The 17,029-nt window shown below is 55.6% G+C and carries 14 protein-coding genes and 1 pseudogene; 6 read left to right on the top strand and 9 right to left on the bottom strand.

Features of this window, described 5'->3' with window-relative positions:
• The first annotated feature begins 1 nt into the window (after position 1).
• Together O1V66_RS08415 and O1V66_RS08420 are read left to right on the top strand one after the other, a co-directional pair.
• Complete coding sequence (locus O1V66_RS08415; protein WP_269128257.1) at positions 2–1,354, top strand: c-type cytochrome; 1,353 nt, start codon at positions 2–4, stop codon at positions 1,352–1,354.
• A 345-nt stretch (positions 1,355–1,699) separates the two neighbouring features.
• The gene (locus O1V66_RS08420) at positions 1,700–3,712 is read left to right on the top strand and encodes a TonB-dependent copper receptor (RefSeq protein ID WP_045046832.1); all 2,013 of its coding nucleotides are present in this window, start codon (positions 1,700–1,702) and stop codon (positions 3,710–3,712) included.
• Between the two features lie 95 nt (positions 3,713–3,807).
• Here the strand turns inward: O1V66_RS08420 and O1V66_RS08425 are convergent.
• Positions 3,808–5,627, bottom strand: a pseudogene (locus O1V66_RS08425) (glycoside hydrolase family 15 protein).
• Positions 5,628–5,918: 291 nt separating this feature from the next.
• On the opposite strand from O1V66_RS08425, the gene O1V66_RS08430 reads away from it, so the two are divergent.
• The 3 genes from O1V66_RS08430 to O1V66_RS08440 all read left to right on the top strand — a co-directional run bounded on the left by O1V66_RS08430 (position 5,919) and on the right by O1V66_RS08440 (position 8,107).
• The gene (locus O1V66_RS08430; protein WP_269128258.1) at positions 5,919–6,641 is read left to right on the top strand and encodes an isocitrate/isopropylmalate family dehydrogenase; all 723 of its coding nucleotides are present in this window, start codon (positions 5,919–5,921) and stop codon (positions 6,639–6,641) included.
• Positions 6,642–6,672: 31 nt separating this feature from the next.
• Complete coding sequence (locus tag O1V66_RS08435; protein ID WP_269128259.1) at positions 6,673–6,951, top strand: isocitrate/isopropylmalate family dehydrogenase; 279 nt, start codon at positions 6,673–6,675, stop codon at positions 6,949–6,951.
• 331 nt (positions 6,952–7,282) lie between these two features.
• Positions 7,283–8,107 (top strand): sugar phosphate isomerase/epimerase family protein, encoded by an 825-nt coding sequence (locus tag O1V66_RS08440; protein WP_045046829.1) that lies wholly within the window; start codon positions 7,283–7,285, stop codon positions 8,105–8,107.
• A 48-nt stretch (positions 8,108–8,155) separates the two neighbouring features.
• Here the strand turns inward: O1V66_RS08440 and O1V66_RS08445 are convergent, their stop codons facing one another.
• The 4 genes from O1V66_RS08445 to O1V66_RS08460 form a co-directional block, all read right to left on the bottom strand.
• Complete coding sequence (locus O1V66_RS08445) at positions 8,156–8,392, bottom strand: hypothetical protein (protein ID WP_045046828.1); 237 nt, start codon at positions 8,390–8,392, stop codon at positions 8,156–8,158.
• A gap of 225 nt (positions 8,393–8,617) precedes the next feature.
• Complete coding sequence (locus O1V66_RS08450) at positions 8,618–9,928, bottom strand: c-type cytochrome (protein ID WP_045046827.1); 1,311 nt, start codon at positions 9,926–9,928, stop codon at positions 8,618–8,620.
• Position 9,929: 1 nt separating this feature from the next.
• The gene (locus O1V66_RS08455) at positions 9,930–11,702 is read right to left on the bottom strand and encodes a GMC family oxidoreductase (RefSeq protein ID WP_045046826.1); all 1,773 of its coding nucleotides are present in this window, start codon (positions 11,700–11,702) and stop codon (positions 9,930–9,932) included.
• A gap of 39 nt (positions 11,703–11,741) precedes the next feature.
• A complete protein-coding gene (locus tag O1V66_RS08460; protein WP_045046825.1) occupies positions 11,742–12,461 on the bottom strand; it encodes a gluconate 2-dehydrogenase subunit 3 family protein in 720 nt (239 codons plus the stop codon).
• Positions 12,462–12,849: 388 nt separating this feature from the next.
• Here O1V66_RS08460 and O1V66_RS08465 point away from each other — a divergent pair, with 388 nt between their 5' ends.
• Positions 12,850–13,869, top strand: a complete 1,020-nt coding sequence (locus O1V66_RS08465; RefSeq protein ID WP_045046824.1) for a LacI family DNA-binding transcriptional regulator — start codon at positions 12,850–12,852, stop codon at positions 13,867–13,869.
• Positions 13,870–13,894: 25 nt separating this feature from the next.
• Here the strand turns inward: O1V66_RS08465 and O1V66_RS08470 are convergent, their stop codons facing one another.
• The 4 genes from O1V66_RS08470 to O1V66_RS08485 all read right to left on the bottom strand — a co-directional run bounded on the left by O1V66_RS08470 (position 13,895) and on the right by O1V66_RS08485 (position 17,014).
• Positions 13,895–14,452 carry a fibronectin type III-like domain-contianing protein gene (locus O1V66_RS08470; protein ID WP_269128260.1) on the bottom strand — a complete coding sequence of 186 codons (558 nt, stop codon included), beginning with the start codon at positions 14,450–14,452 and terminating at the stop codon, positions 13,895–13,897.
• Complete coding sequence (locus tag O1V66_RS08475) at positions 14,449–15,132, bottom strand: glycoside hydrolase family 3 protein (protein WP_269128261.1); 684 nt, start codon at positions 15,130–15,132, stop codon at positions 14,449–14,451. The genes O1V66_RS08470 and O1V66_RS08475 overlap by 4 nt, the downstream gene beginning before the upstream one ends.
• Positions 15,132–15,974 carry a glycoside hydrolase family 3 protein gene (locus O1V66_RS08480; RefSeq protein WP_269128262.1) on the bottom strand — a complete coding sequence of 281 codons (843 nt, stop codon included), beginning with the start codon at positions 15,972–15,974 and terminating at the stop codon, positions 15,132–15,134. The genes O1V66_RS08475 and O1V66_RS08480 overlap by 1 nt, the downstream gene beginning before the upstream one ends.
• Positions 15,975–16,153: 179 nt before the next feature.
• On the bottom strand, positions 16,154–17,014 hold the full coding sequence (locus O1V66_RS08485) for an aldo/keto reductase family oxidoreductase (protein ID WP_045046822.1): 861 nt from the start codon (positions 17,012–17,014) through the stop codon (positions 16,154–16,156).
• Positions 17,015–17,029: the final 15 nt, after the last annotated feature.

Below are 17,029 nucleotides of genomic sequence, written 5' to 3' on the forward strand. Positions count from 1 at the left end.
CATGAGTGCAAAAAAGAAAATCGGCTATAGCCTCGCAGCCCTGGCCGTCGTGGCCGGGATTGGGGTGTTCGGCAGACTGTGGATGGTGATGGACAGCTCGCGCTCCGAGGTGGCCGACAACACCACCAAACTGGCGGACTTCCACAGCACCGACGCCGCCGCCATCAAGCGCGGCGAATACGCCATGCGGCTCGGCGACTGCGCCGCCTGCCACGAGCAGAGCTTCGCGGGCGGCTATAAAATCAACACCCCGTTTGGCGAGTTGCAGACCTCGAACATCAGCCCCGACCGCGAAACCGGTATCGGCAACATGACCGAGCGCGACTTCTTCAACGCGGTGCGGCTGGGGCGCGGCGACCACGGCTTCCTGTATCCGGCGATGCCCTACACCGCCTACGCCAAGATGAGCGACCGGGACATGCACGACCTGTGGGCCTACATGTCGACCCTGAAACCGGTCAGCAACAAGGTCGACGAAAACGGCGGCATGAACTTCCCGTACAACATTCGCCTGGCGATGGCGGGCTGGAACCTGCTGTTCTTCGACAACAGCGGCTTCAGGCCGGAGAATCTCAAGACCACCAGCAATACCACCCATGCCGAAAACGCCAGCGCGGAAGAGGTTATTAACCGCGGCAAATATATTGTCGACGGTCCGGCGCACTGCAGCGTCTGCCACACGGCGCGCAACGCGCTCGGCGGCGAAATCGGCAGCCAGTATTTGCAGGGCGGCAATCTGGGTGACTGGTACGCGCCCGACATCACGCCAAATCCGCATGCCGGTATCGGCACATGGAGCAACGACGAGATTGCGCAGTACCTGAAAACCGGTTCTGACGGCAAAAGCGTGGCGGCGGGTCCGATGGCGGAAGCCGTCGAGCACTCGATGCAGTATTTCACCGACAGCGATTTGCAGGCCGTCGCGGCTTATCTCAAGAGCCTTCCGGCATCAAACACCCCCGCGCCGAAGGCCCTGGCGATGGATGACGCGGCCCGCAGCAAGGGCGCGCTGACCTTCGAAGTCAACTGTTCGGCCTGCCACGGCGAAAAAGGCGAAGGCATTGCGGGGATGGTGCCGGCGTTTGCAGGCAATAGTTCGATGCTGAATAACCCGACCAACATGATAACCGCCATGCTCAACGGCGCGCGTGCACCCCACACTGCCGATCGTCAAACCGCGGCGGGCATGCCGTCGTTCGACTGGAAGATGGACGACCAGCAGATTTCCGACATCCTGAACTACGTGCGTAATTCATGGGGCAATCAGGCGAGCGAGGTAACGGCACAGGAGGTCGCCGCACTGCGCAAGCAAACCCATGCCCGTGAGAAACTGGCTACCCCTGCCGTAAATTAAGCGGTTTTAAGCTGCCCTTCAAACGCGGTCTGCGGGATCCTCCCCAGACCGCTTTTTTATGCGCTTAAATAATGACAAATTAAACCTACCCGGCAATTTAAATATTATTTATATCATCCCGATTTCAATAAGGATTTCCTTAACTCCTTATATTAACGTCGCCTACTAACGAAATAGTTAATAAAATTTGCCATCTCCACACCCTTAATAACCGACGACTTTTGCGGGTTTTTGATTATATTCTGCAAACGCTCCTAATTATAAAAATAGTCTTTTACCTCTTCTGAAAAACATCGATAAACTTGCGGCCATCCCGATGGTGCAGTCATTTTAAATGGATGGAATATGAAGAGCCGCCTGTTAACGCTGCTGCTCTTATTGGCCACGCTATTATTTGTTTCACCGCTGGCGGCCAGTATGAGCACCGATAAAACCAAACCGATTGAAATAATAAAAGATGACCCCGTCATTACCATTATTTCACCCAGCGCTTCTCCGCTGGAAATATTAACGTCCCCAAAGTCGCCCCGCCAGCCCGTCCCTGCCAGCGACGGCTCCGATTATCTGAAAACCCTTCCGGGCTTTTCGCAGATACGTAACGGCGGCACAAATGGCGATCCCGTTTTTCGAGGCATGTTTGGTTCCCGCCTGAGAATTCTCACCAACAGCGGCGAGATGCCGGGAGCCTGTCCTTCGCGCATGGATGCCCCGACCTCCTATATCTCTCCTGAAAATTACGATGTCCTGAGCATTATCAAAGGGCCTCAGACGGTTCTCTGGGGGCCGGGCAACTCGGCGGGCACACTCCGCTTTGACCGCGAACCGCCACAGTTTGCGCAGGCAGGCGTCGATGGAAGCCTTGGCTTGCTCACGGCCTCAAACAGACGCACAGATACCCAGGGCGATATCAGCGTAGGTAACGAGACAGGGTATTTACGCATAACGGGCAATCGCTCACGCGCGGAGGATTACCATGACGGAAACGGCATGAGGGTTCCTTCGCGCTGGCGCAAATGGAACAGCGATCTCGCACTCGGTTTGACACCAGACAGCGACACGCTGCTTGAAATCACGGCGGGCCGCGGCAATGGCGAAGCGCGATACGCCGGAAGAAGCATGGATGGTGCACAATTCAAACGCGACAGCCTTGGCCTGCGCATTGAAAAATCGAATATCGGTGAGACTCTCGACAAGCTCGAAGCCAGCGTTTATCGCAATCATGCCGACCACATCATGGATAACTATAGCCTGCGGCCCTTTTCCCTACACAGCGCAATGCCCGCCGATATGCCCATGAAAATGAAAATGCAGCTCGACCGCACCACCTATGGCGGGCGTATGGCTGCGCAATGGCGGCTGCCAAACTTGCATATTCAAAGCGGGGCCGACTTTCAAACCAGCGACCCTCGCAGTAAAAAAACCGCAGGATGGCAGCGCGATGCCCGTTTTCATGACGTTGGAATTTTCAGTGAATTAACCTGGAACGCGAATTCGGCCAATAAGCTGGTCGGCGGCGCCCGGCTTGACAAAGCCGGCGTCAATAATGGCACCGCGAGAGGCGCGAATGAACGGAGCAGTGTGCTGCCTGCCGGTTTTCTTCGCCTTGAACACACGGCAGACAATCTGCCCTTAATGCTGTATAGCGGAGTAGGCTACACCACGCGTTTTCCGGATTATTGGGAGCTTTTCTCTCTTACCTACGGCGCCGATGGCCATTCAAGCGCTTTTGATACCGTCAAAACCGAAAAAACCACACAGTGGGATGTCGGCGTAATATATTCTGGCGAAAAGGTTAACGGCTGGATGTCGGCCTATCTGGGTCAGGTTGAGGATTTCATTCTCTTTGACTACGACGCCAACAATCCCCGCTTGAGTCGGGTCGCCTCTGTCGATGCGCGGATCGCAGGCGCGGAGGCAGGGTTAGGCATTACCCTCACGCAAACGCTCTCCACAGACATCAGTTTGGCCTATGCCCTGGGTGAAAACACTACGGCGCATCGCCCGCTACCCCAAATACCACCCCTCGAAGCCCGCGTTGCTCTCAACTGGCAGCATAAAAAATGGAGTGCGGGCGGATTACTTAGAATGGTCAGCAGCCAGAATCGCGTCGCCCTGAACGAGGGAAACGTGGTAGGCAAAGACTTCGACCAGAGCACCGGTTTCTATATCGTCTCAATGAACGCGGCCTATCAGTTCAATGAAGACACTCAGCTAAGCTTGGGCATGGATAACCTTTTCAACCGTGCATACAGTGAGCATCTTAATCTGGCGGGTAACAGCGCGTTGGGTTATTCGGCCTTTACGCCGGTCAATGAACCGGGGCGAACGGCGTGGGCGAGGTTACGTCTGGACTTCTAGGGGCAAAGCTCTGGAGTGATAAAAAAAGCGCTGAACACTCAGCGCCTTTAAGTAAATAGGCGTCATTTCAACGCCCTAGAAATATCTGGTCGAGCCTACTGTTTACGATGCTCGGACACCAGATGAGCCGCGCAGATAACGGTAAGGTGGCTCAAGCCCTGAGGCAGATTACCGCAGCATTTGTGCTGATGAACATTGTACATTTCACCCATGATACCGGCACTTTTGCCCCCGCTCAGCGTTTCAAGCAAGGATTTCAGGGTTGCTTCGCCCTCTTCCTGACGTCCGAGGGTTGCCAGCGCAGAAGCCATCCAGAAGGCGCAGGCGATAAAGGTATTTTCTTCTTTATCAACGCCGGTATAGCGATAGATCATTTCCGGCCCTGCACCCAACTCGTCACGAATCGCCTTTAACGTACTTAACATGCGTTTTGGCGAGACTTCCTGTCCGTATTGATGCATCAAGGCAACCGACGCATCCAGCCCTTTGGATCCCGCCCAGAAGGTATAGCTCTGGCGTTCTTCACTCCAGCAGTGCGTTTCAATCCAGTCACGAATACGATCGCGTTCCCGCTCCCAACGTCCAACCCAGGTCGGCTCGATGTGTTTGCATTCAGCCAGCGCGACTGCCTGATTCAGCGCCATCCAGCAGGCCATTTTCGACTGCGTGTAATGTTGAAGTTCGGGCAGTTCCCATATCCCGGAATCTTTCTGCCGCCAGGTGTCGGCGCAGTGGTTAGCCAACTGCCCCAGCAGGCGCGAGGTTTCGAGATCAAGAACATGCCCCGCTTTGGTAAACAGCACGGCGGTGTCCAGCACGTCGCCGTAGTTGCTAAGCTGCAACTGGGAGGCGGCGTTGTTGCCGCGTCTAACAGGTTGTTCACCACGATATCCCTGAACGGGGATCATCGTCTCTTCGGGAACCGGTGAGCCATCCAGACGGAAACAGGTTCGCATTTCCCCGCCGCTGGCATTCAGCGCCTCGGTAAGCCAGGAGAAAGCCGCCTGACAGTCATCGAGTGCGCCCGTGTAGAGGAATGATTTGATTATCATGCAGGCGTCGCGCACCCAGGCATAGCGATAATCATAATTTTTGCCGCTGCCCTTGCCTTCGGGCAGGCTGGTGGTTGCCGCCGCCGCGAGCGCGCCGGTCGGTGAATACCAAAGGAATTTCAGCGCCAGCGCAGAACGCAACACGTGTTCTTTATAGTCGCCCTCATAGCTCAGGCTATCGACCCAGCTTTTCCAGGCGATATCGCTGGTGTCGATGTGCTTGTCTATCCTGTCAAGCGACGGAACCGCCAACGGTTTATTCTCCGTCACCAGTAGCGCCGCGAGTTGGCGCTCACCCGCACTGACGGTAAAGGTCGCTTCCACCCCTTCATCGCTGCAAGAAGTAAGCGAAATGTCCTCGTGCAGGCGCAGCATCAAATGCAGTTTCCCGACGTGCCACACCGTGCCGTGCGCGGAATCGTGCATCCACGGCATACGGGAATCGCCCGCAGTGCCGATACGCAGTTTCAGATAGACCGCGACAGAACCTTCCAGCCCTTCGATACGGCGCGCCAGTTCGTTCCACGGCAGACGGCCTGCCAATGTACTGTTTACCGATTCTGTCACGCGAATTTTGCCGTTTTCGGTTTCGTATAACGTTTCCAGCACGTTGCTGTTTTCACGATACTGCCGCGTCATACGATAAGGTTCGCTCGGGACAATCTGGAAATAGCCGCCCTTTTCGGCGTCGAGCAAGCGGTCGAACAGCGGGGGGAATCCAGATGCGGTACACACCACCAATCCGCCGAGCCGTCTGGAGCAAGAAGAGTCACGGTGCGCCCTTCTCCGACCACGGCATAATCGCCTGTATCGCAGAAGCCATCGCTGTCTCGAGGTTCACTCGGATAGTTTTTATCGGTCACACAGTATTCCTTCTGTCAAAAAAAATTCCTGAAAGTGTGAAGTGCGTAACTTGAAATATTCACTCCATTCCATAAGCCTAGCATCTGACTGAAAATTTTCTCGAAAGTAGAAATTAAAGGGTGACGGCGGACGTTTTGAACTTTAGCATCTTGGGCTAACGCATGAAGGCGCACAGTCGGCTATGTTAGAAACTCAGTTTCGATTCAGGTTTCTGAATAACGTCCTGAACGGTAGCGCTATCCTGTAGTAACCTGATGAGTTTTCCCGTTTACTTAAAAGAGAAAAGCACTATGGCCCAACTAGACAATAAAATTCCCGCCACGCTGATTCCAGGCGACGGTATCGGACCGGAAGTCGTTGAAGCAACTGTCAAAATTCTTGATGCGTTGGGTCAGCCGTTCGAGTGGGATATTCAGCAGGCAGGCGTTGCGGGCGTCGAAGCTTCGGGCGATCCACTGCCACAGGCTACCCTCGACAGCATTCGCAAGAATCGTCTGGCGCTGAAAGGTCCATTGGCCACGCCAATCGGTGGCGGTTTCCGCTCTTCAAACGTCAGACTGCGTGAAGAGTTTGAACTTTATGCCAACGTACGCCCTGCCCGCACTCTGGTTCCGGGCCGTTTCGAAGACATCGATCTGGTGCTGTTCCGCGAAAATCTGGGCGGCTTCTATGTTTCCCATGAATACTACATTCCGGTCGGTGATGACCCTAAAGCGGTGGCCGTTTCCACAGGGATGAACACCCGCGAAGGCAGCAAACGTATTGCTCGTTATGCGTTTGAATACGCAATCAAGAACAACCGCAAGAAAATCACCATCGTGCACAAGGCCAACATCCTCAAGGCACTGACCGGTATTTTCCTGGAAGCGGCGCGTGAAGTAGCCAAAGAGTACGAAGGTCGCGTGGAAGTGGACGACATGATTGTCGATGCCTGCTCCATGCAACTGGTTCTGAACCCGTGGCGTTTCGATATGCTGCTGTGTACCAACCTGGTTCGGCGATATTCTGTCTGACCAAATCGCAGGTCTGGTCGGCGGTCTGGGCATGGCTCCAGGTGCCAACATTGGTAAAGACGTGGCTATCTTCGAAGCCGTGCACGGCACCGCGCCGGACATCGCAGGTAAAAACCTCGCGAACCCGATCTCCTTGCTGCTGGCAGCGGCCATGATGCTGGATCACGTCAGCCTGGGCGATTTGGCTACCCGTCTGCGTACCGCAATCTATGAAACGCTTAACGAAGACAACGTGCGTACCGGCGATCTTAAAGGCTCTGCAACCACTCAAGAGTTCACCGACGCCATTATCCGTCGTTTAGCGGTATAACAGGTTCTCTTAAATCGGCCCTCGAGACATCAGGGCCGGTTCTTCAGTTTCTGTCTGCTTTTGGGTCCCACCTCTCTGCGCTTCACCGCAACCCTCTCCTGTTAGCGAATAGCCCTCGGCAACTTTGGCATGACTTCTTCAAAAATAAGCTATAAGTCATGGAAAATTCCTGGCATCTTGACCGCCCTGATTGAAATCAATCAAAAATTCCATTCGCGATAAATTGAAATTAACGTTCCATATCGCTAGCCTTTCTCAGACAATCTTCAGGATTTCCTCTGATATCCCCTATTGATTTCATATAAAAATCATAATGAGAAAGGAGTTACACATGCAAAAGGCCTTACATGGAATCTCTACCCATTACTCTAACGTGCTGACCGATGCGCGGATTGCCAAAGAAACGGGTTATGACAGCCTTGAGTTGCTGAGCAGCAAGCTGGTGCGTTATCTGGATAACGGCGGTACGACCTCTGCCCTGCGGCAAAAGGTCGAGGAATACGGGTTATCCGTGGGCTGCGTGAATGCCCTGCTTGAAATCGAACGTCATCAAGGCGCGGCCAGAGAGCAAATGCTTGCCGAAGCCACCCGCCTGACCCGCGCGGCGGCTGAGCTTGGCTGCCCCACCGTGCAGATTCTGGCGCTGGACGGTATCGACCATTTATCGGATGAAACGGTAATGGACATTATCACCGAAAATGTCGATGCCATCGCCCGGATTGGCCAGCAATACGGCGTGCGTTACCAGATAGAAGTGATTGCCTTCACCAAGTTCAAGACGCTGCAACAGGGACTGGAGGTCATACGTCGCGTGGGCCGCGACAACGTGGGAATGGTCATCGACTTCTGGCATCTTTATGCGTCGGGTTCCACGCCTGCCGACATCGCCAAATTAGACAAATCATTGATTTACGGCGTGCATTTTTGCGATGGTCGTCTGCCGAAGGTGGGTGAAGACTGGGATCAGCTGGTGTTGAGAAACTTTATGCCCGGCGAGGGTGAGCTGGATATTCAGGCCTGGACCGACGCTGTCAAGGCAACCGGCTATGACGGTCTGTGGTCGGCCGAACTCTTTAGCCCGAATCACTGGGAAGATGACCTGTACGAGATAGCCACCCGCTGTCGCGAAAATATGGAAAAATATCTGGGCCGTTAACGCAAGAGACGACTCTCATCCCCTGCGGGATGAGAGTGACGAACCTAATCAACCAATAGTAGAAGAAACGACATTGCCCGCCGTGTCATAAACGATGGTCATGACTTGACTCACCGGCTGGGTAGCGGGTGCGACAACATCTTCTACGACCGGTGCGGCGACGGTATTGACGGTGCTGCCCACGGTATTGGTGACGCAGCATAGTGCGGCGGCCAGAAGCCCCAGAGTGCCACCTGATACTTCCAGCGTTTCGGACTCAGACAATTCTCGATAAGATGCTTTCATTGCGTGTACTCCTATACGGATGCACTGAAATAGTCGAGTGAGCTCACGAGTTAACAGAATATAATTCTGTTGTATAGAGTGTAGTTCTGACCGCAACGTCCACCGAACAATGCCTAAAATTTGATAAAAAAATGCCTTATTCACTGAGAAATAAGGCATTATTTTTTACAGGTATTCCAGTAATCAGACAGACGAAGTCATAAAGTCCCCGCCCGTGTGCCGCGTTTAATGCTGGCCGAGTTGTGCAGGCAGTGACAGAAGCTGGCGAGTGTGCGCCGCATCTTCCACCGGCACGGCATCCGCCGCATTTCCCCAGCTATTGCGGATGTAGGTAGCCACCGCGGCTGTCTGTTCATCCGACAGCTTCCAGGCAAAGCTCGGCATTGCCCCACTGGTTGGATTGCCGACCGTGACCGCGCCGCGCCCGCCCTGCATCACCGTTGTCAGGATTGACGACGCATCGGGTGACAGAATGGCCGGATTCCCCGCCAGACTCGCCGCCAGATGCGGGATCCCCTTGCCGTCGCTGTTATGACACGCCGTGCAGTTCGCCTCATACACGTTGGCTCCCATCTTCATCTGGGCATTCCCGGCCGCCAGCGCTGCGGGTTGCGTGCGCCGTGACCCGGGTTGCGCTTTTAGATACGCGGCGATGGCGTGCAAATCCTTGTCCGTCAGATGCTGGGTCGAGTTAGTCACCGCTTCGGCCATAGCCCCCGAAGCCACTGCAACGTGATTGCTGCCGAGTTTCAGGTATTCAACGATTTGAGGCTCGCTCCAGCCTCCGATTCCGGTATAGGTATTGCCGGTGATTTCGGGCGCCCACCATTCGCCGAGATTACTGCCCTGCAGATAATCTCCGGTATCCCCGCCAATCAGATTCTTCGGCGTATGGCAGGCACCGCAGTGCTCAAGGCCCTCGACGAGATAGGCGCCGCGATTCCACTGCGCCGATTTTGTCAAATCCGGGGTAAAACCGCTGTTTTCGAAAAACAGCAGATTCCAGCCCATCATCGCCAGACGAATATTATACGGAAACGGAAGCTGGGTAGGAGGCACGCTGTTGTGCACGGGTTTTACGGAACGCATATAGAGCCAGAGATCGTGCATATCGCGATCGCTGACCTTCACATACGCGTTGTAGGGCATCGCCGGATACAGATTTTCGCCGTCGATGCCCTTTCCGTGACGCACCGCGCGGTAGAACTCCCGCTCCGTCCAGTTGCCGATCCCCGTTTTGGGGTCCGGCGTGATGTTGCTGGCAAAAATGCCGCCAAAAGGCGTGCTGATAGCATATCCGCCGGAAAACGCCTCTTTGCTGCCGGGTGCGGTATGACAGGCTACGCAGTCACCGGCAATCGCCACATAGCGACCTCGTTCCAGGGCCTTCTTTTCTTCACCGGTGAGCGGTTGCTTCATTTTTATCTGATTGTCGGCCACATTGTCCGCCGAAGTATTGCCGTTCTGATACAGCATCACACCGGCTATCACTGCCGCGACCGCCACCAGCCCACCCGCTATTTTTATTTTTTTCATCTTACACCTTCACCAGAGGGCCAGGATTTGGCAGGTATTGCTCGATAATGGCTTTAGCCGTCCACAGGCTCAGCGCGCCAATGGTTCCGGTCGGGTTGTAACCGGCGTTATTTGGAAACGACGACGCGCCAAGCACGAACAGGTTGTGGGCATCCCAGCTTTGCTGATAACGGTTGAGGACGCTGGTTTTCGGAGACTCGCCCATCACCGCACCGCCGATGGTGTGATCGCTTGCGAAGTTATAGGGAGAGTAGTCGCCAGACGCCGAATTGGTCCCGATGACCGTTTTCGCGCCCATGGCCTTGCCGAGTTCCACACTTTTCTGCTCGATAAATCTGGCCGACTGGCGGTCATTGTCGTTGTAATTGAAGGTGACGCGGAGCAGCGCGTTGCCGTTGGCATCCTTGTATTCCGGGTCGAGATCGAGGTAGTAGTCTTCATGCGAGAAACTGGTGCCCTGCCCGAAGATAAAGGTGCCGTTCTGGAAAGCGTGGGTGTAGGCCTGTTTCCATGCTTTACCCCAGCGCGGCGTGCCGGGTTCCAGCACGTCGGCATTGCCGATAGGCCGCGCACCGCGTGCCACTACCAGAATGCCCGCACCGCCGATAAAGTCCATGCCGGTATGGTCAAAATTGTCGCCGTTCCAGTCATCCACCTGCTGGGAAAGCGCGCCCGCGCCGATGTAAGGATTAAGGTTTTCGTTTTCAAAAAACAGGCTGGCACCGGAAACGGTCTGGAAACTGTAGGCGCGCCCGACTACGCCCGTTTTACTCACCGGATCATAAGGTTGACCAATTTTGGAAAGCAGCAGCAGACGAACGTTTTGCATCTGGAAAGCCGACAGCACGACGATATCCGCCGGTTGTTCCCACTCCTGTCCGTTGCGATCGAGATAGGTCACGCCAGTCACGGTTTTGCCGTCTTCGGCTTTATTGACGCGAACCACCGCCGACTCGGTCAGCACGGTGAAGTTTTCCCGCTGCATCAGCGCAGGGATCACGCAGGCATTCGGACTCGATTTGGAAAAATTTCCACAACCGTAATACAGGCAGTAGCCGCAGTAGGTGCAAGGCCCCATCCGCACGCCGAGTGGATTGACATAGGCTTTGGAGGCCTGTCCTGCGGGCACCATAAACGGGTGCTGCCCCAAAGACTTAGCCGCATCGCGGAACAGGTCGGTCAGGCGCATCCCCTCAAGCGGCGGCAGCGGATACTCGCTGCTGCGATTGCCTTCGAACGGATTGCCGTCTTCGATGACTTCGCCATTCAGCTTGCCCGCCTTTCCGGAAACACCGGCTATCTTCTCGAAGCGGTCATAAAACGGCTCGAGTTCGTCGTAGGTTACGCCCCAATCCTGCAAAATCAGGCCCTTGGCTATCTGCTGCTTGCCGTATCGCTGCACGGTCCGGGTATAAGGTTGCAGGTCAAACGGTGTAAAGCGCCACGCCATTCCCGCCCAGTGCGTTCCTGACCCGCCTACGTTGTAGCCCAGCTCGTTGAGGTTCCACTCGCGGGTCGGCAGCGCTTTCTGGCCGATATTATTACGAAAGGTAGTGGTTTCGATGGCGGGCGGCAGCAACATGCTGCGGCGCGTATCCCAGCGCAGTTCGTCGGTATCGATAGAGGGAGGAAAATCGGTGGCGGTTTCAAACCACGGGCCACGTTCGATGGCAACCACATTCAGGCCCGCGCGGGTCAGCTCTTCGGCTATCAAAGACCCACACCAACCCAGGCCGACGACGACAACGTCAGCTTTAGGACGACTATTTTTCATTTCAGAACTCGTTATGACTTAATGACAGGGAATGGCAGCTCACAGACTGTTATCAATCAGGCTGGTCGGAATAATAGTAATCTTCTGCCCTTTCTTGCTCAGAAGATCACGGAAGTCATAGCGCGCGCCCGGAAAACCAATCATTTTCCAGCTTGCCATGTCTTTATTTCCGCCATAAATAGGATCGGCCAAAAAACCTTCTCGGACATTCTGTAATAACAATTCGAAGAAGACTTTGGTTTCGACGGCAGGGCCTAAATTAAATTGCCCTTTCTCCATCGCCTGTAATACAACTTTCTGCTGTGTTTCGTCGAGATCGATAAACTTTTTACCAAACTGCTGCCGAGTTGCGCCATCCAGTGCGGCAAGCCCGTGGCGATAGCGTTCGGCGGGTGTGTGCGGCTCCTGCGGACCTTGTTCGGCGGTGCCTTTCACGAAGCGCCCAAGACGATAGACGCTGGCCGCCTGCCCGAAATCCCCCGCCAACTGGCGATCGATAAACACTGCACAACCGGCTTCCATGCCGCTGATGCTGAGTTCATCGGCAGGAATAAAGCGCTCGGCAATCACACCCACCGTATCGAATTCATGCTGGGTGAGGTATTGCAGTCCCCCTTTACGCGGTTGGGCGAGCGGGCGAATATCAACCTTGCCGGGTTCCCAGGGTTGTCCGCCCGTGACCTCCTGCGCTTTTGCCAGCGGCAGCGTCGTGCTGACCCCCAATACGGCAATCGACGATAAAAACTCTCTGCGTTTCATTATTTCCCCTGCTACACAATGCTATTAAATAAAATAATAAGTCGCCAAAATCAGTGTGCTTGAATATCCCTGACAGGGAATTCGACTGTTTAATAATTGCCTTATGGAAGGGCTATATTCCGTAACGTGATTGAAAACAAATCTTCAATGGCCTTAACAAATACGGAGATAAACGCGAAGAATAATAATCCCATCGCGGAAGTGCGGGTACTGTTCCCTTGATGGTTTTCCCTCAAACGGCTACAAAATATCAACAAATAATCAATTAACGATTCACGCATTCCATAAAATAAAAAAACATCCCGATAAACCGCAAAGACGATTGCCAAACTTTTATGGGCGATTACACTTGCCGAAAAATTGATTCTCTTGGCAGCAGGAACTCCACATGAAAAAGCTCACCCTCGACAGAGTGGCGAAAATGGCCGGCGTGGGTGTCGCCACGGTGGACAGGGTGTTGAATGAACGGGGTGGCGTTTCTCCCGAAACGACGCGTAAAGTATTGCGCGCCGCCCGTGAAGCCGGATTAAACCGCACCTTGCCCGAAGAGCGGCGAAACCCGTGGCAGATAGAGGTGATCCTCAGCTCGAACGACACCTATTTTTTCAGGAAACTGGCGGTGGATTTTGGTGAAGTGGCGAATGCGCTGGGCTATCGTCGCCTCACCTTGCACAGAACGCTGATGGCGGAATCGCAACCTCAAAAGCTGGCGCGTCATCTCGTGGACTGTAGTACCAAACGGCACGGCATCATCGTTTTCGGGCAAAACCATCCCGAGGTCTATGAGGCGTTGGCGCACTGCGCGGCGCGCGGCATTCCGGTTATCACCGTGGTCAACGATCTCCCCGATGCGCCGCGACTCTGTCATGTGGGCATCAACCAGTTGCAGGCCGGTCGCACCGCCGGACTGCTGATGTCGAAGATGCTGGGTCGGGAAGGTGAAGTCTTGATGGTCAGCGGACGAGTCGACTACAGTGCGCACCGTCACCGCATTGCGGGTTTCAGGAGCGTGCTGGCGCAGCGTGCGCCCCATCTCTCGTTAAGCGAGGCGCTGGCGGGAGAAGACAGTCCGGAAACATTGCGCCGCCTGCTGGAGCAGAATCTGACAAGAAATCGCCACATTGTCGGCATCTATAACACCGGCGATGTGAACAAAGAAGTGAGCGAGGCGCTGGCGCGGCATCAGCTACAGGGAAAATGCGTTTACATCACCCACGAACTGTATGACCTGACGCAGCGCCTGCTGGAGAAAGATGTGCTTTCCTTTACACTGGACCAAAACGCCCGCCAGCACGCGCAGCGGGCCATGAGCCTGATGCTGCGGGCGCTGGAGGAAGCCTATCGGCCCGACGTTTATACCGACGGCAAAGTGAACTTCACGATTATGACGGCGGAGAACTTCGACTAGCCTCTCCGCCCGAAGCGCGCTTGAATTAATAGCCGAACTCACGCGCCTTGAGGTCCAGACCGGCGGCGAGCCCTGCATCTTCGGCGTTTTTGGCGGCACGAATCTGGTAGTGGCCGCCTTTGATAGCCCAGCCGGAACGGGTGCTGTCCCAACTGGCGATAACACGGGGTTCCAGTGTCAGCGTGATGTCTCGCGATTCGCCCGCCTCCAGTTCCACCCGCTCAAAGGCCGCAAGCCTGGGGACATAGCGCCCGTCCTGCGGTTGTATGTAAATCTGCACAACCTCTGCGCCTGCGCGTTCGCCACTGTTTTTCACCGTCAGCCTGGCCTGAATGACGGCGTCTTTTTCTTCGACCTGCAAATCCGCATAGTCAAAGGTGGTGTAGGAAAGACCAAAACCAAACGGGAACCGCGGTGTCAGCTTTTGCCGCGCATACCAGCGATACCCGACATCTGAACCTTCGACATTATAATCGACATGAATAATACCGCCTTTGACCGGACTCCCCGGCAGCGACGTCGTGGTCTCGGGATCCACCTGTTCAGGCTGCGGCAACTGGCTGTCATCGGCCGGGAAGGTCACCGGTAAACGCCCCCGGGATTGACCCGCCCGAACAGTACACCCGCAATGGCTTCCCCGCCGCCCGACCCCGGATACCAGGCCTCGAGCACCGCAGGTACGCGGTCCAGCCAGGGCAGTGTTACCGGCCCGCCCGTCTCGAGCACCACAATCGTGCGGCGGTTCACGGCGGCGAGCGCCTCGACTAACTGGTTTTGCTCCTTGCTCAAGGCCAGCCCCTGCGCGTCCAGCGCTTCGGAACGCCACTCTTCGACAAACAGGATAACGGCATCGGCCTCTTTTGCCTGTTCTACCGCTTCGTCAACATCTTCCCCGCTGGCATAGGCCACCTCGGCGGCGGTAGATTCTGCGCGAATCGCCCATAAAGGCGAGGAAGGCTGATACACTTTCTGCGTTTCGATGCCCATAAAGTCGATGCCCGGCAGGCGCAGACTGCCCACCGGCGTGACGGCCGACGAACCGCCGCCCGCCAATACGCCGTGATCCGCATGGGCACCGACCACCAGCAATTTCTTCGCTCCCCGTTTTAGCGGCAAGATATCGCGTTCGTTCTTGAGCAGCACAATGCCCTGCTCCGCCTCGCGTTGGGCGATTAATCGATGCGCAGAATAGTCGATATCGCCTTTTGGCGTGGCGGGATGGGCTATCGCGCCGACTGCAAACAGACTGCGTAAAATTCGCATTACCATGTCGTCGATACGGCTTTGCGGGACTTTTCCTTCGGCAACGGCCTGCTTGAGCGGGCCATCGAACCAGACTTTTTCGTCAAGATTGGCACCGGACTGGACGTCCAGACCGGCGAGCGCGGCTTTCTCGGCGCTGTGGGTCGCCCCCAGTCGGACATCACCCATCCCGGATATTGCCAGTCGCCTTTGAGCACGCCATTTAACAGAAACGCGTTTTCGGAAACCCATTCATTATTGAGCAGATTGTAACCCGGCATCACCGAACCCGGCTGGCCCAGCTCATTGGCGATTTCAAACGCCAGCAGATCGGATTCGCGCAGAGCAGGTTCGTCGATATCTGAACTCACAACCACCCGTCCCGTTTCCTGCGCATTGACGGCAAAATGCTTGACGGTAGACACCACGTGTTGCGACTGAATACCGCGTACAGAATGCCCTGCCATCACGCCGGTCAACAGCGGGTCTTCAGACAGGTATTCGAAATTGCGGCCTCCGCGCGGTTCGCGCACCAGATTCGCGCCGCCCGCCAGCTGCACGTTAAAACCTTTGGCAAAGGCTTCGCTGCCGACCATTCTGCCGGTCTGTTCAGCCAGTTGCGGATTAAACGAGGCGGCCAGAGAAAGACTCGACGCCAGTGAGGTGGCATTGTCGCCCGGGCGAACCCCGCCGAGTGCGGTAACGCCAAGACTGGCATCGCTCTGCTGAATCGGTGGAATGCCCAGTCGAGGAATACCCGGATAAAAGGCCGCGGAGCCTATCGCGCCTTCGGGCAGCGGCTCATCGCCGAGCGGTATCGCCATCGGACCGGAAAGCCAGGCAAACTTCTCCTCTTCGGTCATCTCGTTAAGTACAAGTTCTGCTTGTTGAAAGGCGGTCAGGCCCTCACGTTGCCAACTGTATTTCACTCGCTGTCTCCTGTTGAGGCTACGTCTGCGTAGCGCTTTTGTTTGATATTCAACAATAAAGCTAGCAAAGGATTGGCATGCCCGACCGTCATTTTGTGTTATCGGCAACGGGTTTACTTGCCAAGTGTCTCCAGTTTGGCCAGCGCGTCGGCCGGGAGAATCAACTGCGCACCGGCGAGATTTTCCCGCAAATGTTCAGGTGAACCGGTGCCGGGGATAAGCAGAATATTCGGCGAGCGCTGGAGCAACCAGGCAAGCGCCACCTGCATCGGCGTGGCATTCAACGACTGCGCCACTTCATCGAGCTGATGACTTTGCAGCGGCGTAAATCCGCCCAGCGGGAAGAACGGCACCCAGGCAATGCCCTGCTCGGCAAGGTGGTCGAGCAGCGCGTCATCCTGTCGATTCGCCAGATTGTAGAGGTTCTGCACACAGGCGATGCGGGTGATCTTTTGCGCGTCGGCGACCTGCCGGGCGGTCACATTGCTCAGCCCGATATGGCGAATCAGCCCCTCCTGCTGCATGGTGACCAGCGCGTCGAGCGGTGCCTCAAGCGAGCCTTCCGCCGGTTGATGCACGTCGAACATGCTGCGCAAGTTAACGACATCCAGCACCTCAAGCCCGAGGTTTTGCAGGTTGTCTTCCACCGCGCGTCTGAGATCACCCGCACTAAAGGCAGGGAGCCATGCGCCCTTGTCATCGCGAAACGCCCCCACTTTGGTGACGATGCATAAATCTTCAGGGTACGGATGCAGCGCTTTTTTAATCAGTTGATTAGTGATGTGCGGGCCATAAAAATCGCTGGTATCGATATGGCGCACGCCTGCCGCCAGCGCGTCGCGCAACACCTGGAGCGCCCGTTGTTCGTCGGCGGGCGGGCCGAACACGCCGGGACCGGCCAGCTGCATGGCCCCGTAGCCGATTCGCGGAACCTCACGATCGCCAAGCCGATAAGTCTGGGTAGATAACGACATAAAGCACCTCCTGAG

Source organism: Rouxiella chamberiensis (assembly GCF_026967475.1).
GTDB classification, from domain to species: domain Bacteria; phylum Pseudomonadota; class Gammaproteobacteria; order Enterobacterales; family Enterobacteriaceae; genus Rouxiella; species Rouxiella chamberiensis.